We start from the raw sequence: 23,888 nt of genomic DNA, 5'->3' as shown, positions 1-23,888 counted from the left end.
CTTGAAGGAACCCTCATGCTGAAGGTCGTACAGGCGTTTGATCGCGCGCAGATCGCGGAAGTCCCCACCGACGATGCGGCTGCGCTGGAGCGCAAGCTGCGTGCGGCCGAACGCGTCTTCAAGGATCGCGACGGCTGGCTGCCGCCACACCAGCGCATTGCCATCCTGCGCAGGCTGGCCGCATTGATGGACGCCCGGCGCGACCATCTAGCCCTGCAGATCGCGCGCGAAGGTGGCAAACCGTTGCCCGACGCCATCGTGGAAACCACCCGCGCCATCGACGGCGTGCACAACGCGGCCGATGAACTGCGCAATTTCGCAGGCCGGGAAATTCCCATGGGCCTCTCGGCTGCGGCGGAGAACCGCTGGGCCTTCACCACGAAGGAGCCGATCGGGATCGTTGCCGCCATCTCGGCGTTCAACCATCCGCTGAACCTCATCGTTCACCAGGTGGCACCGGCGATTGCGGTCGGCTGCCCGGTCATCATCAAACCGGCAAGCGCCACCCCGCTTTCCTGCCTGGAGTTTGTCGCGCTGGCGCATGAGGCCGGCCTGCCGGAGCCGTGGTGCCAGACCTTCCTGCCCGACGGCAACGAACTGGCTGAGGCGCTGGCGACGGACAAGCGCGTGGCCTTCCTCAGCTTCATCGGTTCGGCACGGGTCGGCTGGTCGTTGCATGCAAAGCTCGCCCATGGCGCACGCTCGGCGCTGGAGCATGGCGGCGTGGCGCCAGCCATCGTCGACCGCAGCGCGGACCTCGGCAAGGTCATCGAGCCCATCGTGAAAGGTGGCTACTACCATGCCGGCCAGGTCTGCGTGTCCACGCAACGCATCTTCGTGCACAACGCCATCGCCGATGACTTCACCGAGCGGCTGGTCGCCCGCGTCGAAAAACTGCGTACCGCCGATCCAACGTTGAAGGACACCGAGGTGGGCCCGCTGATCCAGCCCCGTGAAGTTGATCGCGTTGCGGAGTGGGTCGACGAAGCAGTCAAGGGTGGTGCGAAGCTCGCCGCCGGCGGCAAACGCCTGTCCGAGACCACCTACCAACCCACCGTGCTGCTCGATCCAGCCGCCGATGCGCGCATCTCCACGCTGGAAGTGTTCGGGCCGGTCGTCGCGGTGTACCGCTACGGCGAGCTGGACGACGCCATCGCGCGCGCAAACGCCCTGCCCGTCGCCTTCCAGGCCAGCATCTTCGCGCAGGACATGGACATCGCGATGCGCGCCGCCAACCGCCTGGACGCCTCGGCGGTGATGATCAACGACCCCACCGCGTTCCGTACCGACTGGATGCCGTTCGCCGGCCGCCGCGAGTCCGGCTACGGCACCGGCGGCATTCCGTACACCATGCGCGACATGACCCAGGAAAAGATGATCCTGATGCGCAGGAGCTGACGTCAGCCCTTCGACACGCCGGTAGATCCCCGCACCATCAAACTGAAATCCAGCGTCTGCTGCAGCGGCACGTCCACCCCTTCGATGATGGCCAGCAGCAGCTTGACCGCGCGCACGCCGATCTCCCGCATCGGCTGCCGGATGGTCGTCAGCGGCGGCGACAGATAGCTGGATGATGCCAGATCGTCGAAGCCGACGATGGACAGGTCCTCCGGCACGCGCAGGCCCAGGTCGCGGCAGGCCGCCATCGCGCCCAGCGCCATCTGGTCGCTGAAGCAGAACATCGCGGTGGGTGCCAGCCCACCGGCCAGCAGCGCCCTTGCGGCGGCATGGCCGGACTCCAGGGAGAAATCGCCCGGCACCACGCTCAGGCTGCGCAGGCGGCCACGTGCCTTGCCCGCGCTTCGCACCCCTTCCAGCCGCTGTTGATGCAGCGGGTTGTCCGGCGGCCCACCCACGACCGCGATCCGTTCGTGCCCCAGCCCATACAGGTGTTCCATCACCGCGCGCGCGGCAGCCGCGTTGTCGATGTGCACGCTGGGAATGCCCAGGGCAGGGTCGAACTCGCAGCCATTCACCACCGGCGCCGTGACGCCCTGCTGCTGCACGATCTCCCGCGCGGTCGGCGGCAGGCGATGGCCCAGCACGATCAGGCCGTCGGCCTCGTTGCGGCGGAGCATCTGCGCGTAGCGCTCCTCGCGCTCGGGAAGGTGCTGGGTGTCGCCCAGCAGCACCGCGTAGCCCACCGCCTGCGCCGCGTCCTCGGCGCCCTGCAGGATCTGCGCGAAGAATGGATTGGCGATGTCCGGCACGGTCACCAGCAGCTTGCCGCTGCGCTGGGTCTTGAGCGTACGCGCCACGGTGTTGGGCACATAGCCCAGCGCCAGGGCCGCCTGCTCGATGCGCGTGCGAGTGGCCGGCAGCACCTTGTCCGGCCGCGAAAGCGCGCGAGAGACGGTGCCGGCGGAGACGCCCACGTGTTTTGCAATGTCGTAGATGGTGGCCATGGCGTCAGGTGTGGTTGCCGCTGTGCAGTGCACAACGGGATTTGCGGAAGTCCCTGCTAGGGTAATGCAATCGATTGCATCGCGGGCGAATCCCATTGAAGACGCTCAAGGGTCCGGCGCTGTTCCTGGCGCAGTTCATCAGCGACACACCTCCGTTTGATCGGCTGGACACGCTGGCCGGCTGGGCGGCCGGCCTGGGCTATTCTGGCGTACAGGTGCCGACCGGCGCGCCGCATCTGTTCGACCTGGCCGAAGCCGCGCGCAGCCAGGACTACTGCGACGACCTCGCCGGCATGCTGGCCGGACACGGCCTGCAGATCACCGAGTTGTCGACCCACCTGCAGGGGCAACTGGTCGCCGTGCATCCTGCCTACGACAGCCTGTTCGACGGTTTCGCGCCTGCGGACAAGCGCGGCGATCCCGCCGCCCGCCAGGCCTGGGCGGTGGAGCAGCTGTTGCTCGCGGCCAAGGCCAGCCAGCGTCTCGGGCTGACCGCGCATGCCACGTTCTCCGGCGCGCTGGCCTGGCCGTACTTCTATCCGTGGCCGCAGCGCCCGCCTGGCCTGGTGGAGGAAGCCTTCGCCGAACTCGGCCGCCGCTGGCGCCCCATCCTCGACGCGTTCGACGCCTGCGGCGTGGACCTGTGCTTCGAGATCCACCCGGGCGAAGACCTGCACGACGGTGCGACGTTCGAGCGCTTCCTCGAGGTGGTCGACCACCATCCCCGCGCGAAGATGCTGTACGACCCCAGCCACCTGCTGCTGCAGCAGATCGACTACCTGGGCTTCATCGACCGATACCACCCGCGCATCGGCATCTTCCACGTCAAGGACGCGGAGTTCCGCCCGAGCGACCGCAGCGGCGTGTATGGCGGCTACCAGGACTGGATCGACCGCCCCGGCCGCTTCCGTTCGCTCGGCGACGGCCAGATCGACTTCAAGGCGATCTTCTCGAAGTTCGCGCAGTACGACTTCCCCGGCTGGGCGGTGGTGGAGTGGGAGTGCTGCCTGAAGCATCCGGAAGACGGCGCCCGCGAAGGTGCCGCCTTCGTGCGCGACCACATCATCCGCGTCACCGAACGGGCCTTCGACGACTTCGCCGAGGGCGGCACCGATCCCCATTCACTGCGCCGCATGCTCGGCATCTGAGCCATCACCGCCCCGGGAGGGCACGTCATGAAGCACACCATGTCGCGTTTGGGCGCGATGATGTTTCTGCAGTTCTTCATCTGGGGCGCCTGGTTCGTCACCCTGGGCACGTACCTGGTGCAGGGTCCGCTCAAGGCCAGCGCCAGCCAGGTCGCGACCGCCTTCCTCAGCCAGTCGATCGGCGCCATCGTCGCGCCGTTCCTGGTGGGCCTGGTGGCCGACCGCTACTTCGCCGCGCAGCGCATCCTCGCGGTGCTGCACCTGCTCGGTGCAGTGCTGATGTGGCTGGCGTCCACGGCGACGGACTTCAATACGTTCTTCGCCTGCGTGATGGGCTACATGCTGCTGTTCATGCCCACGCTGGCGCTGGCCAACAGCGTGGCGATGCGGCACATGCAATCGCCTGAGAAGCAGTTTCCCCCGGTGCGGGTGGCCGGCAGCATCGGCTGGATCGTCGCCGGCGTGCTGATCGGCTGGCTGGGTTGGGAACAGGCGCACCGGCTGGAGCTGACCTTCCAGATGGCGGCGCTGGCGTCGCTGGCGCTGGGCCTGTATGCCTTCACCCTGCCGCACACGCCACCGCTGGCGAAGCAGCGCGACGCGGGGCTGGGGCAGATCCTGGGGCTGGACTCGCTGAAACTGCTGAAGTCGCGCTCGTACCTGGTGTTCTTCCTGGCCTCCATCGCCATCTGCATTCCGCTGGCGTTCTACTACAACTTCACCAACCCCTACCTCAACGACCTTGGCGTGCGCGGCGCGGCCGGCCTGCAGTCGCTGGGCCAGGTCTCCGAAGTGCTGCTGATGCTGGCCATGCCGTTCCTGTTCGTCAGGCTGGGGGTCAAGACCATGCTGGCGGTCGGCATGGCCGCGTGGGTGGTGCGCTATGTGATGTTCGCCTTCGGCGACGCCGGTGGCGGCTTCTCGCTGCTGGTCATCGGCATCGTGCTGCACGGCATCTGCTATGACTTCTTCTTCGTCACCGGCCAGATCTACACCGACGCGCATGCCGGCCCGGACGCGCGCAGCAGCGCGCAGGGCTTCATCACGTTGGCCACGTATGGCGTGGGCATGCTGATCGGCACGTTCCTGTCCGGCGCGGTGGTCGAGCACTACACCACGGCGGCCGGTCCGGACTGGCAGCAGATCTGGCTGTTCCCCGCCGGCGTCGCCCTGGTCGTGTTGATCGCCTTCCTGGCGCTGTTCCGCGACCGCCCAGTGGTGGCGGCCTCGCCTGCCACGAACTGAGGACCGCACCCGATGCCCAAGCTTGGAATCGCCATCGTCGGCACCGGCATGATCGGCGCCGTACACCGTCGCGCCGCCCTGCTCGCCGGCGCCGACGTACGCGGCGTTGTCGCGTCGTCACCGGAACGCGCTACCGAGGTGGCGCACGCGTGGAACGTGCCGCGCGGGTACCGTGACATCGAAGAGGTGCTCGCCGACCCGCAGGTGCAGGTCGTGCACGTCTGCACCCCCAACCATCTGCACCGTGCCATGGCGCAGGCCGCGCTGGAAGCCGGCAAGCACGTGATCTGCGAGAAGCCGCTGGCAACGACACTGGAAGATGCGCAGGTGCTGGCGGCGTTGGCCGCCTCCACCGGGCGTGTGGCCACCGTCCCGTTCGTCTACCGCTACCACCCGGTGGTCCGCGAAGCGCGCGCGCGGATCGCGCAGGGCGAGCTGGGGCCGCTGCACCTCATCCATGGCAGCTACCTGCAGGACTGGCTGCTGGACCCTGCCAGCAACAACTGGCGCGTGGACCCGGCACTGGGCGGCACCTCGCGCGTGTTCGCCGACATCGGCTCGCACTGGTGCGATCTGGTGGAATGGGTGAGCGGCGAGCGCTTCGTCGACGTCAGCGCAGCCTTTGCCACCGTGATCGGCGAGCGCGGCGCGAGCGGTGGGCAGAGCTTCACCACGCCCGCCGCCGGCGGCGCGATGCAGGCGGTTTCCAGCGAGGACGTGGCAGCGGCACTGTTCCAGACCGGCGCCGGAACGCTGGCCTCGTTGACGGTCAGCCAGGTCTCGGCGGGCCGCCACAATCGCCTCTGGTTCGAGATCGACGCGGCCAACGCCAGCGTGGCTTTCAACCAGGAAGACGCCGAGCGGCTGTGGATCGGCCGACCCGACCAGCGCGAGGAGTTCTTCGTGCGCGGCCCGGGCGCCGGCAGTGCCGAGCAGCGGCGACTCTCGGTGTTGCCGCCCGGGCATGCGCAGGGCTACGGCCACTGCTTCGAGGCCTTCGTGGCCGACACGTATGCCGCCATCCACGGCGAACGCCCGGAGGGCCTGCCCACCTTTGAAGACGGCGCGCGCTCGGCGCTGATCGTCGACCGCGTCATCGCCTCGGCCAGGTCCCGTGCCTGGACCGCCATCGATTGAATTCCCTGAGGACTTCCGGATGAAGATTGCTGCACGCAGGACTGCAACGCTCGCGCTGTTGATGATGGTCGCCCTGCCCGCCTTCGCTGGCGACCCAGCCGGACCGCAACCGCCCATCGCGGTGCAGATGTACACGCTGCGCAATGCCGGCTCGCTCGACCAGCAGTTGAAGATCGTCCACGACGCGGGCGTGCATGCGGTGGAAACGGTGGGCACCCAGAACGTCAGCGCGGCGGAGCTCAAGCAGCTGCTGGATCGGTATGACATCAAGGCCATTTCATCGCATGTGCAGTTGGCGGATCTGCGCAACGACCTGGACGCGGCAGTCGCCTTCAACCGCGCGATCGGCAACACGGTGTTGGTGGTGCCGTACTTGAACGAGAAAGATCGCCCCACCGATGCAGCGGGCTGGACCGCGCTGGGCAAGGAGCTCGGCCAGATCTCACAACGGGTGCGCGCCCAGGGCATGCGCTTGGCCTACCACAACCACGACTTCGAGCTGGTCGACTTCAACGGCAAGACCGGCCTTGAACTGCTGTTCGCCGCCGCCGGCCCCGACCTGCAGACCGAGCTGGACCTGGCCTGGGTGCAGCGTTCAGGGCATGACCCGGTGGTAATGCTGGGCAAATTCAAGGGCCGCCTGTTCGCCGTCCATGCCAAGGACAACGCGCCGAAGGGCCAGGCCGAAGACGAAGGCGGCTTCGCCGCAGTCGGCCAGGGCGTGCTCGACTGGAATGCGATCCTGCCTGCGGCCGCGGCGGACGGCGTGCAGTGGTACATCGTCGAACACGACCAACCGCATGATCCGGCCAAGGCCATCCAGGCCGGCGCCGATTACCTGCGTGCCCACCTGACGGCGCGTGCGCAGCGCTAGTACGTGAAGGAGTTCTGCTTGAAAATGATTCTGACCGTGGCTGTACTGCTCTGTGGATCAACGTTTGCCAACGCAGCGTGGTGCGAAGACAACCCTGCGGCTGGCGCGAAGCTTTACGCCACCCACTGCGTCGCCTGCCACGGGGCGGAGCGCGCAGGCGTTCCGCCTGCGTTCCCCGCGCTCACCGACGTTGGCAAGCGCCTGCAACCCGCGCAGATCAAGGAAAGGATCACCAAGGGCGGCGGCCTGATGCCGCCGTTTGCGCAGCTGTCGCCGCAGGAGATCAACGACATCGCCAGCTTCCTGGTCAAATAGAAAGCCGGCGCCAGGGGTGCGCGGGCGTTACAGCGCGCGCACCCAGATGTTGCGGTAACTGACCTTGGAGTCGTGCTCCTGCAGGTAGATTGGTGCGCAGTCATGCGGCGCATACGAGGGAGCGCCGATGTACTCGGTCTTGCCCGAAAGCACGGTGTCATCCTGCACCAGCACGCCGTTGTGCAGCACGGTGATGCGCGCGGGCGAAGTGAGTCCGCCCCCCGCCGAGAAGCGCGGCGCCTTCCAGATGATGTCATAGGCCTGCCACTGCCCCGGCGCACGCGAGGCGTTCACCAGCGGAATGGCCTGCTTGTACAGCGAAGCAGCCTGCCCGTTGGGATAGGTCGGGTTGTTGTAGCTGTCGAGCACCTGCAGCTCATACACCTCCTGCAGGAAAATGCCGCTGTTGCCCCGGTGCTGGCCGTCGAAGCCCTTGGTATCCGTGGGCGTGCGCCACTCCACGTGCAGCTGGATGTCGCAGAATTTCTGCGTGGTCCGGATGCCCTTGCTGCCCGGGACCACGGTCATCGCGCCGTCGGCAACGGTCCACGGCACGCGACCGCCCTGCTCCGACTCCCACGCCGACGTGTCCTTGCCGCCGAACAGCACGATCGCATCGGAAGGCGCACCGCCCGTCGGCGTGGCCACGACCCCAGGCACGGGCGTCCACACTTCGGTCCTGGTCGGATCGCGCGCGGGGTCGCCGCTGGACTGCGCGAACGCGGGGGCAGCCAGCAGGCAGGCCGCCATCAACAGGGGTCGGGTCATCGTGTCTTTGCACTCCATCAGCCGGTCGCCCAGGCGGGGGTACCGGGGGCATAGGCCAGGTCGCCGTCGTAGCGACCCGGTACCGCAACGTACTGCAGCACTTCGGTCGCACCCACCTTCGAGGTGAAGAAACCGAAGATGGTCAGTTGCTTGATCATCGTGAAGTAATGCGGCGTCGCCTCGGACGCGTCCGCCTCACCGGTTGCGCTGACGTCGACATTGCGCTTCTTCGCCTCTGCATCCAACTCGCGCAGCAGCGTGGCGCGGGCGTCCGGCGCGAGCGAGACGAAGCGGCCGCCGGCGCGCTTGTCGATGTCGGCCAGGCCTGCATGGAACGCAGCTTGTTGGCGGGCCGTGTAGCAGTCGGTCACGAACGTGGCCATGAATGCACCGGTACCCGCTTCCTTGGCACCCGGCGTCTTCGTGCGCGGCAGGATGGTCTCGGCGATCTCATCCAGCGTGGCGATGTCGGCCGCAGAGAACGAGGCGCTCCCCGCGCCCGGCGATTTCCCACTGGCCAGCGCAGGCAGGCCCACCATCGCCGCGCCGGTGGCGGCGACGATCATCTTCAGGAGGTCGCGACGGTCCATTACAGGTTCCCCGCTTTCAGTTCGCGCACCGCATGGTCCGCTGCCCGCGCAGTCAGCGCCATGTAGGTCAGCGAGGGATTCACGCAGGCGCTGGAGGTCATGCAGGCGCCGTCGGTCACGTAGACATTCGGCGCGTCCCAGACCTGGTTGTGCTGGTTCAGCACGGAGCTCTTGCGGTCTCGGCCCATGCGGGCGGTGCCCATCTCGTGGATGCCCTTGCCCGGGGCATAGTCGTTGTCGTGCATTTCCACGTCCTTCACCCCGGCGGCCTCCAGCATCTCGGCGGCATCGGCGGCCATGTCCTTGCGCATGGCCTTCTCGTTCGCGCGCAGTGCAACGTCCATCGCCAGCACCGGCAGCCCCCACTTGTCCTTTCGCTCCGGGTCCAGGCGGATGGTGTTGTCATGGTGCGGCAGCATCTCGCCGAAGCCGGTCATGCCGATGCGCCAGTCGCCCGGCAGGGTCAGCGCTTCCTTCAGGTCGGCCCCGATGTTCAGCTCGGCGATCTCGCGCGACCACCCGTTGCGACTCGCGCCGCCTTGGTAGCCGAACCCGCGTGTATAGCCGCGCTTGTCCGCGGCCACGTTGCGGAAGCGCGGAACGTAGAAACCACAGGGACGCCGGCCGAAGTAGTACTTGTCGTCGTAACCCTCGACGCGACCGGAAGCACCCGCACCGAAGTGATGGTCCATCACGTTGTGCCCGAGCTCGCCCGACGACGATCCCAGCCCGCCTTCCCAGATGTCGGTGGCCGAATTCATCAGCAGCCAGGTCGAGTTGAACGAGGAGGCGTTGAGGAAGATCACCTTGGCCGTGTACTCGTAGGTCTGGCCGGTCTCGGCATCGATGACCTCCACGCCCCGTGCGCGCTTGCGGTCCTTGTCGTACAGCACTTCCTTGACGATCGAGAACGGCCGCAGGGTCAGGTTGCCGGTCTTCATCGCCGCCGGCAGCGTCGCCGACTGGGTGGAGAAGTAGGCGCCGAACGGACAGCCGAGGATGCACTTGTTGCGGTACTGGCAGTTGACGCGGCCCTGCTCCGGCTTGGGCTGGGTGATGTTCGCGGTGCGCGAGTGGATCATGTGCCGGGTGCCGCCGAACGCCTGCTTGATCCGCGCCGCGACATCCTTTTCGACGATGTTGAGCGGGATCGGCGGCAGGAACTCGCCGTCCGGCAGCACGTCCAATCCTTCGCGCGTGCCGGCGATGCCGGCAAACTTCTCTACGTGGTCATACCAGTGCGCGATGTCGGCGTAACGGATCGGCCAGTCGGTGGCGATGCCTTCCTTGAGGTTGGCCTGGAAATCCAGGTCGGACAGGCGATAGCTCTGCCGCCCCCACATCAGCGAGCGGCCGCCCACGTGATAGCCGCGGAACCAGTCGAAGCGTTTGGTCTCAACGTAGGGGGACTCTTTTTCGTCCGCCCACATGCCGTCAAGGTTCTCAGCCAGGCCGTAATCGCGCATCAGCACCGGGAAATCCGCCTTCATCGCCTGGGTCGGTCGATTGCGATGCGGGAAGTCCCACGGTTCCTTCATCGCATTGACGTAGTCCTTGACGTGCTCGATGTTGCGCCCGCGTTCGAGCATCAGCACCTTGAGCCCTTTCTCGGTCAATTCCTTTGCCGCCCAACCGCCACTGATTCCCGAGCCAACAACGATGGCGTCGTAATGATTGTCTGCCATGGGTTCTACTTCACCTTGGTGGATATCGTTTCAGACGTCGCAGAGGCGGATCGCCTCGCGCAGCGAACCGACGGGATCGGCGGCCACAGGGCTGAATTCCTGCGCCAGATACCCATCGAAACCGGTGTCGCGGATCGCGCGACAGATGGCGGGATAATTCAGTTCCTGCTGGTCCCCGATCTCGTGTCGGCCAGGTACGCCCGCGGTGTGGTAATGCTTGAAATGCGCATGATGCCGACCGATGGTGGCGATGATGTCGCCCTCCATGATCTGCATGTGGTAGATGTCGTAGATCAGGCCGAAGTTGTCCGAACCGAGCCGCTGGCACAGCTCCACGCCCCATGCCGAGTGGTCGCACAGATAATCGGGATGATCGACCCGGGAGTTCAGCAGCTCCATCACCAGCACCACGCCGCGCTTCTCGGCATGGCCAAGGATGCGCTTGAGCCCGGCCTCGGCATGGGCAAGGCCTTCCTGCGGTTCCATGCCGTTGCGGTTGCCTGAGAAACAGATGAGGTTGCGGTAGCCGGCATCTGCGACAAGGTCGATCTGCCGCATGTAGCGGGCCACCAGCTCATCGTGGAACTGGCTGCCGGCAAACCCCTTGGTCAGCCCGAGTTCCGCGCCGTTGCACATCGAGCTATATACTCCATGTGCCTTCAACGTGGGCCAGTCTTCCGGGCCGACCAGATCGATGGCGGCAAAGCCGATGCCTTTGACCGTCTGGCAAAGCTGGGCGACCGACTGCTGCGGGAAGGTCCAACGGGCGACCGAATGCTTGATGTTGCCCTTGAGCGGCGCGACGGCGGCCAGCGCCGGCAGCACGCCCGAAGCTCCCAGGCCCACGCTTCCGGCGACGGCAATGCGCAACGCATCCCGTCGCGAGAACCGCGAACCTTGGAACGATCCAATCGAACGGTCGGACATTCGCACTCCGGCCTCCCAACCGGTATCAAACGCAACAATTCGGAGCAATGCAATCGATTGCACCATAGATGCAAAGTCCGATTTTTTGCAAGACGCAGTGCACGAAAACGCATGCTGCAGGGCACAAAGCACGCCGCGAAGCTGGCGGGCGATTACGTCGGGCAGGATGAAAAACCCGGTAGAGCCACGCCCTGCGTGGCTTGCCCTCGGAAGCGTCATCATTGAAGGTAGGCCCATGACGATCAGAACCTACTGGCTGACTCTAGCGCTGTCGATGACGGCGGTCTGCGCTCATGGCTCGAGCCCTCGCCCGACAGTCTCACAGCCAAGCGCCGCCTACAGGTGCGAGGGCAATGCACACATGACCATCATTGCAACCACCGCTGATCTCTCCACGACTGCACCCGGCCCGGACAAGGACGGCTATCAGCACGCGCACGAAGGCAGACAGACGTTTCGATGCAAAGGAGGGCCAGAAGTTTCGGTCGAAGTGATGCCACCACAAGCAACGGGGGAGTGCGGTGGTGACGGAAAGGTCGTCATCACCAACATCACATTCCCAGGATGGCGCAAGGGGGCCGAGCTGATTGAGTTCAACAAGAGGTGTTTCTTCAGTGATTACATTACGAAACTGGAAATCACGAGGCAGGACTCGCACTATTCGGTAAAGCGTTGTTCGGGCAAGAACAGGCTCAACAAGCAGGCTTTCGTCGGCTGCACGACCACATCCACGGTGAGGGAACCAGCGCCCCCCCCCCCGCCCTTTAACTCCAGCTCCACGCGCTGGGCTGAAAGGGCAACAAGCAGCGTTCGGGATCTGAATTCACAGCGTTTGAATTAGACGTATACATCTAATGAATGGAATAATGCTGCGACTATTAGAGATATACGTCTAATTGCAAGCGGCCAAGGCGGTCGGTCGGTAGTTGCCGTCAAATGATGTCTCAGCGCCATCAGGGTCTGGTCGGAGCCTCTACCCCAGTCGAATTCAACACAGGCGGCGGCAACCGCTCCCCATTGATATGTACCGCCTGCAGGCCCGCCTTCCGCTCCGCAAGCTCGGCATCAGTAAACGAGACGGACGCCGCTGCAACGTTCTGCTGGAGATGCACGATGTTGGTGGTTCCGGGGACCTGCACGATCCAGGGCTTGACGGTGCCCAGCCAGGCCAGCGCCAGCTGCGCCGGTGTGACGCTCTTGCGCAGTGCCCATTCCTGCACCAGTCGGGCCAGCACGATGTTTTTGGCCAGCGCCTGGAATCTGACTACTCCATGGAAAAATGGGCATTCTCGTAGTTGGCCACGAGGACCAGCATGACCTCAAAGGCGTCACCTTCCTCACTGCCCGGCTCAGGCAAGTCATCGAACCAAGCAGCAAGCTGTTGCCTGGCTTGATGGTAGTCATGCTCGGTCTGAAGAGGACGAATGTTCATGAGGATTGATCCACGTAGGCTGCACAAAAAAAAGGCCCTTGCAATGCAAGGGCCTTTTTTTCGCTTCGATCAGAACGGAATGTCGTCGTCTGCGAAGTCGTCCATCGGCGGAGCCGACTGCTGCGGCTGCTGCGGGCGCTGCTGCTGGCCGTAGCCACCACCGCCGCCACCGCCGCGCTGACCACCGCCACCGCCGCCGTACTCCTGGCGCGGGGCCTGCTGGCGCTGCGGACGGTCGCCGCCGTAGTTGCCGCCACCACCACCGCCGCCTGCACCGCCACCGCCGCCGCCTTCACCGCGGCCGCCCAGCATCTGCATTTCGTCGGCGATGATGTCGGTGGAGTATTTCTCCACGCCGTCCTGGCCGGTGTACTTGTCGTAACGCAGGCTGCCTTCGACGTAGACCGAGCTGCCCTTGCGCAGGTATTCGCCGGCGATTTCACCGAGCTTGCCGAAGAACACCACGCGGTGCCATTCGGTGCGCTCCTGCTGGTTGCCATCCTTGTCCTTGCGGACGCTGGTGGTGGCCAGGCTGATGCGGGTGATCGCCATGCCGCCTTGGGTGTACTTCACGTCCGGGTCGTTGCCGAGGTTGCCGACCAGGATGACTTTATTGATGCCGCGCGCCATAGGGTGCTCTTCGGTTGTCCGAGGGATGACTGAACGACGTATTCTATCACCGCCGTGCGCCCGGGCCCTGTCGGGGATGCCCCTCCTGAATCTCGGATTTCGGCCCAGCCCTTATAGGACAAGGCCCACACGGTGCCAGCGCCCGGGCCCGTCATGGCCATGGCATCATGGCTTCCGTCGTCCCAGCCCTGCCCTCCATGACCATCCGCGGCAAAGCCACCTCCCTGGACATCGCCCACCTCGCCGGGGTGTCCCAGCCGACCGTGTCGCGGGCGCTGCGGGGCAGCCCGATGGTCAACCCGGAGACCCGGGAGCGGATCCTGCGGATCGCCCGGGAGCTGAACTACAAGGTGGACAAGAACGCCTCCAGCCTGCGCCTGCGCAATGCCGGCACGCTGGCCCTGCTGTTCTTCGAAGACCCGACCAACGACGATTCGCTGATCAACCCGTTCTTCCACGCCATGCTGGGCTCGATCACCCGGGCCTGCGCGCTGCGCGGCTACGACCTGCTGGTGTCGTTCCAGCAGCTGTCCACCGACTGGCAGGCCGATTACGAGGACAGCAACAAGGCCGACGGCATCATCCTGCTCGGCTATGGCGACTACCACGAGTCGCGCGAGCGGCTGCAGCGGCTGGTCGAACAGGGCACCCACTTCGTGCGCTGGGGCGCGGCGCTGCCGGACCAGCCGGGGGTGTCGATCGGCTGCGACAACTTCCAGGGCGGTTTCGACATCACCGCCCACCTGCTGGACCAGGGCTGCCGGCGCATCGCCTTTGTCGGCCACGCCTCCAGCCATTACCCGGAGTTCGAGGAGCGCTATCGCGGCCACGTTGCAGCCATGGCAGCACGCGGGGTGGCCGCCGAGCCCGCCCTGCAGTTCGATGCGATCACAACCGAACAGTCCGGCTACGACGCTTGCCAGGCGCTGCTGGCCGACGGTGCAGCCATCGATGCGGTGTTCGCGGCCAGCGACCTGATCGCCATCGGCGCTTTGCGCGCCCTGCGCGAGCACAGCCTGCGCGTCCCGCAGGACGTGGCGCTGGTCGGTTTCGACGATATCCCGCTGGCGGCCTCGATCTCGCCGACCCTGTCCACCGTGCAGCAAGACACCAAGCAGGCCGGGCAGCTGCTGGTGGAACGGCTGCTGGCGTTGATCCAGGGCGAGCCGGTGGAAAGCCAGACCATTCCAGTGAAACTGGTGCTGCGCGAGTCGTCTATCCGGCTGGCGCAAGCGCTTCCCGTACCGCATCGCTGAACGCGTCCAGCGGGAACGGCTTGGCGATCATGCTCATGCCCTCGTCCAGGAACGCGGCGCGCTCCTGCGCTTTCTCCGCATAGCCGGTCATGAACAACACCGGGAGCCCCGGGCGGGACTGCCGGGCGATCTCCGCCAGCTGCCGTCCATTGAGGCCGGGCAGCCCGACATCGGTGACCAGCAGGTCGATATGCCGGGCCGAGGACAGGATCGGAATGGCGCCATCGGCGTCGCCAACCACCGCCACCGCGTAGCCCAGGTCTTCCAGCACCACGGTGACCAGCATGCGGACCTGCGGATCGTCCTCCACCACCAGGATCGACTGGCCGTGGCCTTTGGCCACCTGCGCGGGCACCTGCACCACCCCGGCGTCTGCCGCCGCGTCGGCCAGCGGGATGTACAGCGAAATGGTGGTGCCCTGCCCCGGCGTCGATTCGATGTCGATATGGCCGCCGGACTGCTGCATGAAGCCATACACCATCGACATGCCCAGGCCCGTGCCCTTGCCGATCGGCTTGGTGGTGAAAAAGGGCTCGAAAGCGCGCTCCACCACTTCCGGCGGCATGCCGGTGCCGGTATCGGACACCGCCACCACCGCGTAGTGACCGGCAGGCACGGTGGCACGCGCGCCCTCGGCCAGCTGCAGCGCGTACGCGCGCAGGGCCAGCTCGCCGCCGCTGGGCATCGCATCGCGCGCATTGATGGCCAGGTTCAAAAGGGCGCTTTCGAACTGATTGCTGTCCAGCGCGGCATGCAGCGGCTCGGCGGACACATCGGTGGTGATGCGCACGCTTTCACCCAACGAGCTGCGCAGCAGGGGCTGCATTGCTTCGACCAGCGTATTGACGTCCACCGGGCGTGCGTCCAGCGACTGCCGCCGGGAGAACGCCAGCAGGCGCTGGGTCAGGGCTGCTGCGCGCTGGCTGGAGGTGGTGGCCGCGTCCAGGAAGCGCTCGAGGTCGTCCACCCGACCCATTTCCAGGCGCATGCGCACGATGTCCAGCGCCGACAGGATGCCGGTCAGCATGTTGTTGAAGTCGTGCGCGATGCCGCCGGTGAGCTGGCCGATGGCCTCCATTTTCTGCGACTGGCGCAGCGCGGCCTCGCTGGCTTCGCGCGCCGCCATCTGCGCTTCCAGCTCGCGGGTGCGCTCGGCGACCACCGTTTCCAGCTCGACGGCGTGCTGCTGGCTGGCCTCCAGCGCCCGCTTGGTCACCGTGATGTCGGTAACAAACACGTGGAAACCATCGACCATGCCCGCAGCCGCCACACGCGGCGAATACCGGACTTCGCAGTCCCGGCGCCGGCCGTCGGCGGTGGGCCAGCTGATCTCGAACAACTGTTCTTCACCGGCCAGCACGCGCTCCATGATCGGCAGGCGCTCTTCCCACACACGCACACCGACCACGTCGCTGATGTGCCTGCCGATCACCTCGCCCACGGGCAGGTCGAACCAGGTCTCGTAGGCCTTGTTGGCAAAGCGGTAATGCATGGAACGGTCGACGAAGGCGATCAGTACCGGCATCGCATCGGCGATCAGGCGCAGCTCCGATTCGCTGCGCTGGAGCGCGCTGCGGCTGTCAGCGAGTGCGCGCATCTGGTCGCGCACCTGGAACTGCTTCTGGCGGGCGCGCAACGCGCCCTGCACGGCGCTGAGCAGCGAAATGCCGCCCAGCGGGCGGTCCAGCTCGACCACGTTGATGGTCTTGGGCAGGAGCGTGTCGAATGGCGAACGACGATGGGCGCGTGGCGAGCGCAGCAGGATCACCGGCAGGTCCGACCAGGTTGGCTGGTCGTCGAGCGCCGCCGCCAGCACGCCGGTACCGGTGGCCACCGCTTCCTCGGTAATCAGGACCACGCCCGCCTGTTCGTCGAGCGCCGCTGCCAGCGCTTCCAGACTGGCGGAAACGCGCGTGCTCAGCCCGGCGGTGGCCAGCACCGACGCCATGCTGACTGCATCGCGACCGAACGGAGCCACGATGTGGACGATGCCGCCACGGCAATCATCCTGCATACGGATGACTCAGCAGCGATGCCGAGTCGCCCACGAACTCCGGGGTGCCGGTGAGAATGCCCTTGAATTCCTTCAGCGGCCCGCTCAACGCAATGCCGTCGCGGTTGATCTTGAGCTCGCGGATGGTGTCTTCGTGGGCGCCGCCGCGGTTCTTGATCACCGAGATCGCCTTGCGGATGCGCCCCTGCGCTTCGAAGAAGCGGAACAGGATCACCGCGTCGGCAATGTAGGAGACGTTGAGGGCGCCGGTGTTCATGCTGCCGACCAACCCGGCCTGCGGATTGATCAGGAAGGTGGCCACGCCCTTCTGGTTGAGGTACGAGAGCATTTCATGCAGCTGCAGCATCAGCTGCTTCTCTTGTGGCATGGCCGCCACATAGCCATTGAGGCTGTCGATGACCAGCACGCTGCAGCCGCGATCTTCGACCGCCTTCTGCACGTTCCAGGAAAACTCACCGGGAGACACTTCGGCCGGATCAATCTGCAGGATCTCAAGGCAACCGGACGCCACGTGCGGCTGCAGGTCGATGCCCAGCGCCTTGGCCCGGATGAGCAGCGTGCCGATGCGCTCGTCGAATTCGAAGATGCAGCACTTCTCGCCGCGCTCGCAGGCGGCCCAGACGTACTGCAACGCTACGTTGGTCTTGCCGCAGCCGGCCGGGCCGGTCAGCAGCGTGCTGGTGCCGCGCAATGGGCCGCCGCCGAGCAGGTTGTCGATCTCGGCCACGCCGCTGGCCAGCACTTCCTCGCCGAACTCGGCATGGTGGTCGGATGCGATGAGGCGCGGAAAGACTTCCAGCCCACCCGTGCGGATCGCCATGTCGTGGTAACCGGCAATGAAGTTCACGCCGCGCAGCTTCTGCACCTGCAGGCGGCGGCGCGCGGCGCCGAAATCCAGGGTCAGCCGCTCCAGCGAGATCACGCCATGGCACAGGCTGTGCAGCTGGCCGTCGCGGTCGTCGGCGCCAGAGGTCAGGTCATCGACCAGGAACACGGTGATGCTCTGTGGCGCGAAGTACTGCTTGAGCGCAAGGATCTGGCGTCGGTAACGCAGCGAATCCTGGGCCAGCAGGCGCAGCTCGGACAGCGAATCGAACACCACCCGGCTCGGGCGCACGCGCTCCACTTCGGCAAGGATCAATTTGACCGTTTCATCCAGCTCCACTTCCCACGAATGCAGCACCGACTGCAGGCGTCCGTTGCCGAGTGCATCTTCCGCCGAGCCGAGCTCGAACAGGTGCAGCCCCTCCAACGACCAGTTGTGCGCGCTGGCCACTTCGCGCAGTTCTTCTGCGGTTTCAGAGAGCGTGACGTACAGGCACCGCTCACCGTTCTTCAGGCCCTGCAGCAGGTACTGCAGCGACAGCGTGGTCTTGCCCGAACCGGGCGGCCCCTCCAACAGGTACAGGCGCCCCTGCGGCAGGCCGCCGCTGAGGATGGTGTCGAGGCCCTGCACACCGGTAGTGACGCGCGAAGACTGTGTCTGCATGAAGGTCCGCCCTGTTTGACGGGGAGGAGTCTAGCAACCGGTTCTGTGTAGGGATTGTGTGATCGCGTTCTCTACAGCGCGTCACGCTGAGGGCGTGTTCATGCACGTCAACGTGATGTCGACGTGCACACCACCGCGCTGCTCAGGCGAAGTCCCTGAGGATTTCCTGGATGCCCTGCCAGGAAAGCTCCAGGCCCAGCGAGGTGCCCGGGTTGACCACTACGCCGTAGCCACCGGGTACACGCTTGAGTACCTCGAGCATGCGCATGCGGATGATGTGCGGCGCCTCCTGCGGGTAATCGCCCACGCGCGCCGCGTCAGTGAACACCGCCACATGCACCACATCGTTGATGGCGAACAGCAGCGGGTCGAAACCGCTGCCATCGGCCGTGACCAGGCTGCCGGTCAGCAGCACCACCTCCGACGCCATGAAGGCCTGCATGAAGGCCTTGAGCGGAACCTGCCCGTCCATGGCGGACTTGAGCAGGGTTTCGAGAGGATTCTGGGGGGCGAGATCGGTCATTTCGCCATTTTACCCGGTGCAGCCGGCCAGGGGCCGGCTCTACCGGAGGCGCTGCGTGCGGGCTGCCTGGTCCGCCATCGCGCGGCCCAGCTCGGCTTCGAGCGCCTTCTGCTTGATCGGGGCGTCCAGCAGATACACCTTCACCCCGTGCGCGGGCACCTCGGCCTTCAGGCTGCTCTTCACCGTCACGCTCCCCTGCCCCAGCGCATCGCGCCAGCTGCCTGCCTGCAGGTACCGGCTCACTTCAATGCTGCGCGCGCTGTCGCCCTTGTTCAGCAGCACCAGCGCGGTCTGCGCGGTGTCGCCATGCTGCAGCACGCGGAAGAACACCGCTTCGTCGCCCTGCAGGCGCTCGTTGACCTGCAGCCCGCGCTGCAGCGCTGGGGTGGCTTCACGCAGCTTGGCAATGCGCTGCAGCGGCCCGAAGATCGGGCTCTGCGGCGCGGCGTCCACGCGCGGCTGGCCGAAGTAGGCACGGTTGCCGGCGTGTTCGGCGCGGCTGCGCATGAATCCGGTTTCCGAGCCGTAGTACAGCACCGGAATGCCGCGCGCGGTGAACAGCCAGTTGTGCGCGTCGATGAAGCCGTCGTCGGTGGCATCCAGCCGCGCCATGTCATGGTTGTCGTAGAAGCTCATCAGCTCGTACGGGTTGGCATAGGGCCCGCCGACCAGGTGCAGCGGCTCGGCCAGCGCCTCGAAGCCCTTCTGCTCCTTGCCGAACACGCTGGACATCGCGCCCCGCAGCGGGAAGTCGAGCACGCTCACGTTCGCATTGGCCGGCCAGGTGTGCTCGGCGATTTTCGCCGCGTCATAGTCGAACGCTTCGCCGAACATGAACATGCCCGGGTGCTCGGCGCGGATGCGCTTGACGAATTCGTTCCACCACGGATGCGGCAGCCAGCCGATGGTGTCGATGCGCAGCGCATCCACGCCCTGCGCGGTCCACTGCAGGTAGGCGCCGACCAGGTAGTCCATCACCGCCGGATTGTCCTGGTTGAAGTCGCCCAGCTCGGCCAGGTTGCCGTCGAAGATCGAGCCCTTGGCCGAATCGACCGGACCGATGTTGTTGTAGAAGGCGTGCAGCGGATTGTGCTTGGGGTCCAGCTGCTGCGGCGGCAGGTTCTCGTGGTCGGCGATGAGCTTGCCGTCCTTGTCGAAGATCTGGCCGAACTGCGGCTGCCTGACCGGCATGGTCCATGCCGGGGAGCCGTGGTTGCCGACGATGTCCAGCACAACCTTGAGCTTTGCGTCGTGCAGGCCACGTGTCAGTCCGGCGAAATCCAGGTCCTTGCTGGGCAGGTGTTCGTCGAGCGTGTAGAAGTTGATTCCCCAGTAACCGTGGTAGCCGGTCTTGCCGCGGTCGGTCAGGGTGCTGGTGCAGCTGATCGGCTTGCTGCCGGTGAAGGCTTCGTCTGGGTTGTCGATGATCGGGGTGATCCAGACCGCGCCAAAGCCGAGGTTGCGGATGTAGTCCGCGTTGTCGAGCACGCCGCGGAAGTCGCCGCCCAGGTAGCCGATGTTGCCGTCCACCTTGTCAGGGCATGGCACCGGAATGTCGAAGGTGGGGTGCTTGCCGCCCTGGTCGCGGTGGTCATTGGACGGGTCGCCGTTGACGAAACGGTCGGTGACCACGAAGTAGACCGCGTCGCTGGCGAACGGCTCCAGCGTACCCACGTACTCCGGGCGCGGCGCGGCAACGGCACTGCCGGCCATCAGGGCGAAGCAAAGACCCAGCGACAAACGCGAACGGCACAGCATCAGACAACCTCCTGGTGGGACGGAACACGCAGCACGCACAGCCCGGCGATCAGCAGGCTGGCGCCTCCCAGCGCCAGCACGTGCATCGGGTCACCGCCCAGCCACAGGCGCAGCATGAAACCAAGCGCGCTGGCCGCAACCAGCTGCGGAATGACGATGAAGAAATTGAACAGGCCCATGTACACGCCCATCTTGGCCGCCGGCACACTGTCGGACAGCAGCGCGTACGGCAGCGACAGGATCGAGGCCCAGGCGAAACCAACGCCGACCATCGACAGCAGCAGCCACTTCGGGTCGTCGATCAGCATCAGCGAAATCAGTCCCAGGCCGCCCAGCCACAGGTTGACCAGGTGGCTCAGGCGCAGGCCCATCCAGCGCACCATCAGCGGGATCAGCAACGCGGCCAGCGCGGCAAAGCCGTTGTAGGCACCGAACAGCACGCCCACCCAGTTGGCGCCTTCGTTGTATGCGGCCGACGCCGGATCGGTGGAACCGAAGTGGGTGCCGGCCACGGCCGCGGTGGTGTATATCCACATCGCGAACAGTGCGAACCACGAGAAGAACTGCACCCACGCCAGCCGGCGCATGGTACGCGGCATGCTGCGCAGGTCGCCGACGATGGTGGCCAGCATGTGCGGGCCGGGCAGTACCCGCGCCACGCCCAGCAGCAGGCCGTAGCCCATGCACAGCCCGGCCAGTACGTAGAGCATCTTGTCGCCGTCGCGCCAGGCGATGGCGGCGGCCAGGGCCAGTCCGAGCACGATCCACGCCCCGATCTGCAGCAGCGGCGGTGGCCCGGCCAGCGGCGCGGACTGATGCACCGCCGGCGGTTCGGCGTCATCGAAGCTGGCCAACTCGGCCGGCGAATACTCGCGGGTGCTGAACACGGTCCAGGCGATCGAGGCCAGCAGCACGACGGCGCCGAAGTAGAACGCGTAGCGCACGGTGGGCGGCATCTCGCCCGCCGGGGCGGTGTTGGCCACGCCGAAGTGGGCCAGGATGAACGGCAGGAAGCTGGCAACGATGGCGCCCACGCCGATGAAGAAGCTCTGCATCGCGTAGCCGGTGGGGCGCTGGCGCGGGGCCAGTTTGTCGCCGACGAAGGCGCGGAACGGTTCCATCGAGACGTTTATCGACGCGTCCAGTACCCACAGCGTGCCGGCGGCGATCCACAGCGTCGGCGAGTTCGGCATCACCAGCAAGGCCAGCGTGGTGAGTACCGCGCCGATCATGAAGTACGGACGACGTCGGCCCCAGCGGGTCCAGGTGCGGTCGGACAGATAGCCGATGATCGGCTGCACCAGCAGGCCGGTCAGCGGCGCGGCGATCCACAGCCCGGGCACCGCGTCCATCGGCGCGCCCAGGGTTTCGAAGATGCGGCTGGCATTGGCGTTCTGCAGGGCGAAGCCGAACTGGATGCCGAGGAAGCCGAAGCACATGTTCCAGATCTGCCAGAACGACAGTGTGGGCTTGGCGGGACGGCTCATCGTGCGGCCTCCACGTCGCCGGCAACGGGCGCGAGCAGCAGCGCGCTGACGTTGGCCGCATTGAGCACGCCGTCGCGCCCGCCCTTGCCGCCGTTGTACTGGGCGAAGTGTTCCAGTGCGCTCATGTTGAAGCCCGGTTCCAGGGTGAACGTGCAGCTGCCCTTGGGCAGGTCGAATTCGGCGGCGGTGGAGTCCTGAAGCCCGACGCTGTGTGGCATCACCACGGTGGCGCGCTGCGGCGGCTGGCCGCTGCATTGCACGGCCAGCTGCTTCACCGCGGCGGTGACGCCGGTGTTGATCGGGCCGTTGGGGTTGTCGTAGCGCAGGCGCAGGCGGACGCGGGTGGGCGCGGGTGCGGACCAGGTCCAGTGGGTGGCGCCGGCCAGGGTGTGCTGCGGGCCGACGCAGGTCATGGGGCTGTGCAGGGATTCCAACGCACCTTCGCGACGGGTGAGTGTGAAGCAGTGGCGATAGCCGTCGTCGGTCAACGTGTAGGTGGTGGCACCGGGTACCTGTTTGCCGTCCTGCCAGAGGAGATGGTTGGCGGGGATGGTGGCGACCCAGGCGTTGTCCGCTTGGGCGACCAGCACCGGAGCCTTTGGTGTGGGTGGGGCGAAGAGGTTGGTTTCGGTGGGGGATGCGTGGGACACGCGTGGCGTGTCGCTACGCAGTTTCACGGTGACCGTGTTGGCGTTGCGCTTCACGCTCTCGGCGACCAGCAGGGTGCCTTCCAGCCTCTCGGGGCGCTGGAGAACATAGGTGGTCGTGCCGTCGTTGAGTTGGATGCTGGTGCGGGTGCCGAACAGCTGCGGGACCAGGGCCGTCGGCAGTTGGGGCGTCACGCTGCCGTCGGCCCCTACGCCGAACACGCCTTCCAGCACCATGGAGAGATAACCCGCTACCGACCACAGCTGACGGGGGGAATTGACCACCGGGCCGCTCAGCGCGCCTTCGTCGACGTGCACCGCGAGGGTGCGCATCTCGTAATTCTCCATGTTCGAACCGGCCAGCGCGCTGCCGCGCATCAGCGATTCGATCTCGCGCTGGATGCGGATGGCATCGCCCACCTTGCGGGCGGCGCGCAGCGAGTAGCCGCTGACGAACGGCCACACCGCGCGGTTGTGGTAGATCGGCTGCTGCGCTTCCTGCGGCCATACCACCGGGCTGCCGCCCTCTACATACGGGTAGTTGGCCAGCGCGCGGCGTGCACGGTCGGCCGGGAACACCTCGGCCAGCACGCCCAGCGAAATGCCGAGCAGGTCGTACTTGGCGTAGGGCACCGGATGCGCGGCTTCGCCGATGTAGCTCATGTACATGCCGGCGTCTTCGCGCCAGAAGCGCGCGTCGATCTGCGTGGCCAGGGCATCGGCCCACGCGGCGTACTCTGTGGCGCGACCGTCGCCGCGCTCGCGTGCGAAGCGCTCGGCCAGGCGCAGCGCCTGGTAGTGCAGCACGTTGGTGGACAGCGCGAACGAGTCGCCGATGAAGCGCACGTCCTCGCGGGTCCAGTCCGGGTAGGTCTGCTCGCGCCAGTCCAGGAACGAGGTCTCGCCCCGGTACAGGCCGGTGCGCGGGTCGAACACCATCGCGCGGTCCTGCGCCAGCGTGGCCTGCAGGGCCTGCCAGGTCTGCTCGGTGAACGCGGCGTTGTCGTGCAGGTCGCGCGCGGCCAGGAACCACACCACGCGGTCGCTGCTGATCGGCCAGCTGCCGCCCGAGCCGGTGTCCTGGGCCACGAACAGGCCGGGGGTATGTCCGTCGCGGGCTTTGGAGAGTTTGAACTGCAACGACTGGCGGGTACGCACCGGATCCAGCCGGGCCAGCGCCAGGTCAGCCGCAAAGCTCACATCGCGCGTCCACACATACGGCCAGCGCGCGCCGGTCTCGAAGCACTCGCAGTTAACTGGCTTGCCGAAGTTGAAGGCGGGATCGCGGATCGCGTCCACGCGGTTGGCCGCCATTTCCTGCTGGGCCAGCGCGAACAGGGCGTCGAACATCACGCTGCCGGTCTGGCTGCGCATCGGCTGGGCGGCGATCGCCACCGGCGTGCCATCGGACAGCAGCGTGAAGCTGCCATCGGCGGCGACGCTGGCGCGCGCACTGCGGCCATCGAAGGTGAGGTCCGCCGCAGCAGCGGTGGACAACAGCGCCGCCCCAAGGGCAGCGGTCAGGCAGATCGTCTTCAGCATCGAAAAGCGGCCGACC

At 66.3% G+C, this 23,888-nt stretch carries 22 protein-coding genes; 8 read left to right on the top strand and 14 right to left on the bottom strand.

All coding sequences use genetic code 11. The features are described 5' to 3' along the window. The first annotated feature begins 15 nt into the window (after nucleotides 1-15). Nucleotides 16-1,398, top strand: coding sequence for an aldehyde dehydrogenase family protein (locus tag HGB51_RS12215; RefSeq protein ID WP_070208942.1), 1,383 nt, complete (start codon nucleotides 16-18; stop codon nucleotides 1,396-1,398). A gap of 2 nt (nucleotides 1,399-1,400) precedes the next feature. Here the strand turns inward: HGB51_RS12215 and HGB51_RS12210 are convergent, their stop codons facing one another. Beyond that, the gene (locus HGB51_RS12210) at nucleotides 1,401-2,405 is read right to left on the bottom strand and encodes a LacI family DNA-binding transcriptional regulator (protein WP_070208943.1); all 1,005 of its coding nucleotides are present in this window, start codon (nucleotides 2,403-2,405) and stop codon (nucleotides 1,401-1,403) included. A gap of 95 nt (nucleotides 2,406-2,500) precedes the next feature. Between HGB51_RS12210 and HGB51_RS12205 the strand changes: the two genes are divergently transcribed. The 5 genes from HGB51_RS12205 to HGB51_RS12185 are packed head-to-tail and all read left to right on the top strand — an operon-like array spanning nucleotide 2,501 to nucleotide 7,124. Further along, complete coding sequence (locus HGB51_RS12205; protein ID WP_070208944.1) at nucleotides 2,501-3,553, top strand: sugar phosphate isomerase/epimerase family protein; 1,053 nt, start codon at nucleotides 2,501-2,503, stop codon at nucleotides 3,551-3,553. A gap of 27 nt (nucleotides 3,554-3,580) precedes the next feature. Continuing rightward, nucleotides 3,581-4,798: a nucleoside permease gene (locus tag HGB51_RS12200; RefSeq protein WP_070208945.1), complete on the top strand. Its 1,218-nt coding sequence runs from the start codon at nucleotides 3,581-3,583 to the stop codon at nucleotides 4,796-4,798. Between the two features lie 12 nt (nucleotides 4,799-4,810). Further along, nucleotides 4,811-5,935 carry a Gfo/Idh/MocA family protein gene (locus tag HGB51_RS12195; RefSeq protein WP_070208946.1) on the top strand — a complete coding sequence of 375 codons (1,125 nt, stop codon included), beginning with the start codon at nucleotides 4,811-4,813 and terminating at the stop codon, nucleotides 5,933-5,935. A gap of 19 nt (nucleotides 5,936-5,954) precedes the next feature. After that, entirely contained in the window at nucleotides 5,955-6,809 is an 855-nt protein-coding gene (locus HGB51_RS12190) for a sugar phosphate isomerase/epimerase family protein (protein WP_070208947.1), read from the top strand. Nucleotides 6,810-6,827: 18 nt separating this feature from the next. After that, nucleotides 6,828-7,124 (top strand): c-type cytochrome, encoded by a 297-nt coding sequence (locus HGB51_RS12185; RefSeq protein ID WP_171966842.1) that lies wholly within the window; start codon nucleotides 6,828-6,830, stop codon nucleotides 7,122-7,124. Between the two features lie 27 nt (nucleotides 7,125-7,151). On the opposite strand, the gene HGB51_RS12180 is transcribed toward HGB51_RS12185, so the two are convergent. From HGB51_RS12180 to HGB51_RS12165, 4 genes are read right to left on the bottom strand one after another with little or no spacing between them, the layout of a single operon-like run. After that, a complete protein-coding gene (locus HGB51_RS12180) occupies nucleotides 7,152-7,892 on the bottom strand; it encodes a 3-keto-disaccharide hydrolase (protein ID WP_171966841.1) in 741 nt (246 codons plus the stop codon). A gap of 17 nt (nucleotides 7,893-7,909) precedes the next feature. Beyond that, entirely contained in the window at nucleotides 7,910-8,482 is a 573-nt protein-coding gene (locus HGB51_RS12175; protein ID WP_070208950.1) for a gluconate 2-dehydrogenase subunit 3 family protein, read from the bottom strand. Further along, the gene (locus HGB51_RS12170) at nucleotides 8,482-10,167 is read right to left on the bottom strand and encodes a GMC oxidoreductase (protein WP_070208951.1); all 1,686 of its coding nucleotides are present in this window, start codon (nucleotides 10,165-10,167) and stop codon (nucleotides 8,482-8,484) included. Before HGB51_RS12170 ends, HGB51_RS12175 begins: the two co-directional genes overlap by 1 nt. A gap of 30 nt (nucleotides 10,168-10,197) precedes the next feature. After that, on the bottom strand, nucleotides 10,198-10,992 hold the full coding sequence (locus HGB51_RS12165; RefSeq protein ID WP_070208956.1) for a hydroxypyruvate isomerase family protein: 795 nt from the start codon (nucleotides 10,990-10,992) through the stop codon (nucleotides 10,198-10,200). A 463-nt stretch (nucleotides 10,993-11,455) separates the two neighbouring features. On the opposite strand from HGB51_RS12165, the gene HGB51_RS12160 reads away from it, so the two are divergent. Continuing rightward, nucleotides 11,456-11,935, top strand: a complete 480-nt coding sequence (locus HGB51_RS12160; protein ID WP_141739206.1) for a hypothetical protein — start codon at nucleotides 11,456-11,458, stop codon at nucleotides 11,933-11,935. A gap of 112 nt (nucleotides 11,936-12,047) precedes the next feature. Here the strand turns inward: HGB51_RS12160 and HGB51_RS12155 are convergent, their stop codons facing one another. From HGB51_RS12155 to HGB51_RS12145, 3 genes are all read right to left on the bottom strand, one after another. Continuing rightward, nucleotides 12,048-12,332 carry an aldo/keto reductase gene (locus HGB51_RS12155; protein WP_343034384.1) on the bottom strand — a complete coding sequence of 95 codons (285 nt, stop codon included), beginning with the start codon at nucleotides 12,330-12,332 and terminating at the stop codon, nucleotides 12,048-12,050. 26 nt (nucleotides 12,333-12,358) lie between these two features. Beyond that, nucleotides 12,359-12,526 carry a transcriptional regulator gene (locus tag HGB51_RS12150; RefSeq protein WP_141739207.1) on the bottom strand — a complete coding sequence of 56 codons (168 nt, stop codon included), beginning with the start codon at nucleotides 12,524-12,526 and terminating at the stop codon, nucleotides 12,359-12,361. A 69-nt stretch (nucleotides 12,527-12,595) separates the two neighbouring features. Then, entirely contained in the window at nucleotides 12,596-13,156 is a 561-nt protein-coding gene (locus HGB51_RS12145) for a single-stranded DNA-binding protein (protein WP_070208953.1), read from the bottom strand. Between the two features lie 197 nt (nucleotides 13,157-13,353). Here HGB51_RS12145 and HGB51_RS12140 point away from each other — a divergent pair, with 197 nt between their 5' ends. Then, entirely contained in the window at nucleotides 13,354-14,412 is a 1,059-nt protein-coding gene (locus HGB51_RS12140; RefSeq protein WP_070208954.1) for a LacI family DNA-binding transcriptional regulator, read from the top strand. On the opposite strand, the gene HGB51_RS12135 is transcribed toward HGB51_RS12140, so the two are convergent. The 6 genes from HGB51_RS12135 to HGB51_RS12110 all read right to left on the bottom strand — a co-directional run bounded on the left by HGB51_RS12135 (nucleotide 14,372) and on the right by HGB51_RS12110 (nucleotide 23,872). Continuing rightward, nucleotides 14,372-16,426 carry a hybrid sensor histidine kinase/response regulator gene (locus HGB51_RS12135; protein WP_070208955.1) on the bottom strand — a complete coding sequence of 685 codons (2,055 nt, stop codon included), beginning with the start codon at nucleotides 16,424-16,426 and terminating at the stop codon, nucleotides 14,372-14,374. The genes HGB51_RS12140 and HGB51_RS12135 overlap by 41 nt on opposite strands. After that, nucleotides 16,416-17,915 carry a DUF7125 family protein gene (locus HGB51_RS12130; RefSeq protein ID WP_171966840.1) on the bottom strand — a complete coding sequence of 500 codons (1,500 nt, stop codon included), beginning with the start codon at nucleotides 17,913-17,915 and terminating at the stop codon, nucleotides 16,416-16,418. The genes HGB51_RS12135 and HGB51_RS12130 overlap by 11 nt, the downstream gene beginning before the upstream one ends. Before the next feature lie 142 nt (nucleotides 17,916-18,057). Next, a complete protein-coding gene (locus HGB51_RS12125) occupies nucleotides 18,058-18,438 on the bottom strand; it encodes an SseB family protein (RefSeq protein ID WP_070206622.1) in 381 nt (126 codons plus the stop codon). 39 nt (nucleotides 18,439-18,477) lie between these two features. Next, entirely contained in the window at nucleotides 18,478-20,196 is a 1,719-nt protein-coding gene (locus tag HGB51_RS12120) for an alpha-amylase family glycosyl hydrolase (RefSeq protein WP_070206623.1), read from the bottom strand. Next, the gene (locus HGB51_RS12115; protein ID WP_070206624.1) at nucleotides 20,196-21,683 is read right to left on the bottom strand and encodes an MFS transporter; all 1,488 of its coding nucleotides are present in this window, start codon (nucleotides 21,681-21,683) and stop codon (nucleotides 20,196-20,198) included. The genes HGB51_RS12120 and HGB51_RS12115 overlap by 1 nt, the downstream gene beginning before the upstream one ends. Continuing rightward, complete coding sequence (locus HGB51_RS12110) at nucleotides 21,680-23,872, bottom strand: glucosidase family protein (protein WP_070206625.1); 2,193 nt, start codon at nucleotides 23,870-23,872, stop codon at nucleotides 21,680-21,682. The genes HGB51_RS12115 and HGB51_RS12110 overlap by 4 nt, the downstream gene beginning before the upstream one ends. Nucleotides 23,873-23,888: the final 16 nt, after the last annotated feature.

Origin of the sequence: Stenotrophomonas bentonitica (assembly GCF_013185915.1) — a bacterium.
Taxonomy (GTDB): Bacteria; Pseudomonadota; Gammaproteobacteria; order Xanthomonadales; family Xanthomonadaceae; genus Stenotrophomonas; species Stenotrophomonas bentonitica.
Note: the sequence above shows the minus strand (reverse complement) of the source record. Positions and strands in the feature narration are given on the sequence as shown.

Bases quoted from the DNA above. Each gene is read 5' to 3' on its own strand.
- HGB51_RS12215 (WP_070208942.1), top strand. From the start codon at position 16: ATGCTGAAGGTCGTACAGGCGTTTGATCGCGCGCAGATCGCGGAAGTC.
- HGB51_RS12135 (WP_070208955.1), bottom strand. From the start codon at position 16,426: ATGCAGGATGATTGCCGTGGCGGCATCGTCCACATCGTGGCTCCGTTC.
- HGB51_RS12200 (WP_070208945.1), top strand. From the start codon at position 3,581: ATGAAGCACACCATGTCGCGTTTGGGCGCGATGATGTTTCTGCAGTTC.
- HGB51_RS12130 (WP_171966840.1), bottom strand. From the start codon at position 17,915: ATGCAGACACAGTCTTCGCGCGTCACTACCGGTGTGCAGGGCCTCGAC.
- HGB51_RS12170 (WP_070208951.1), bottom strand. From the start codon at position 10,167: ATGGCAGACAATCATTACGACGCCATCGTTGTTGGCTCGGGAATCAGT.
- HGB51_RS12115 (WP_070206624.1), bottom strand. From the start codon at position 21,683: ATGAGCCGTCCCGCCAAGCCCACACTGTCGTTCTGGCAGATCTGGAAC.
- HGB51_RS12160 (WP_141739206.1), top strand. From the start codon at position 11,456: ATGACCATCATTGCAACCACCGCTGATCTCTCCACGACTGCACCCGGC.
- HGB51_RS12180 (WP_171966841.1), bottom strand. From the start codon at position 7,892: ATGACCCGACCCCTGTTGATGGCGGCCTGCCTGCTGGCTGCCCCCGCG.
- HGB51_RS12120 (WP_070206623.1), bottom strand. From the start codon at position 20,196: ATGCTGTGCCGTTCGCGTTTGTCGCTGGGTCTTTGCTTCGCCCTGATG.
- HGB51_RS12125 (WP_070206622.1), bottom strand. From the start codon at position 18,438: ATGACCGATCTCGCCCCCCAGAATCCTCTCGAAACCCTGCTCAAGTCC.
- HGB51_RS12150 (WP_141739207.1), bottom strand. From the start codon at position 12,526: ATGAACATTCGTCCTCTTCAGACCGAGCATGACTACCATCAAGCCAGG.
- HGB51_RS12140 (WP_070208954.1), top strand. From the start codon at position 13,354: ATGACCATCCGCGGCAAAGCCACCTCCCTGGACATCGCCCACCTCGCC.
- HGB51_RS12110 (WP_070206625.1), bottom strand. From the start codon at position 23,872: ATGCTGAAGACGATCTGCCTGACCGCTGCCCTTGGGGCGGCGCTGTTG.
- HGB51_RS12145 (WP_070208953.1), bottom strand. From the start codon at position 13,156: ATGGCGCGCGGCATCAATAAAGTCATCCTGGTCGGCAACCTCGGCAAC.
- HGB51_RS12210 (WP_070208943.1), bottom strand. From the start codon at position 2,405: ATGGCCACCATCTACGACATTGCAAAACACGTGGGCGTCTCCGCCGGC.
- HGB51_RS12195 (WP_070208946.1), top strand. From the start codon at position 4,811: ATGCCCAAGCTTGGAATCGCCATCGTCGGCACCGGCATGATCGGCGCC.
- HGB51_RS12190 (WP_070208947.1), top strand. From the start codon at position 5,955: ATGAAGATTGCTGCACGCAGGACTGCAACGCTCGCGCTGTTGATGATG.
- HGB51_RS12175 (WP_070208950.1), bottom strand. From the start codon at position 8,482: ATGGACCGTCGCGACCTCCTGAAGATGATCGTCGCCGCCACCGGCGCG.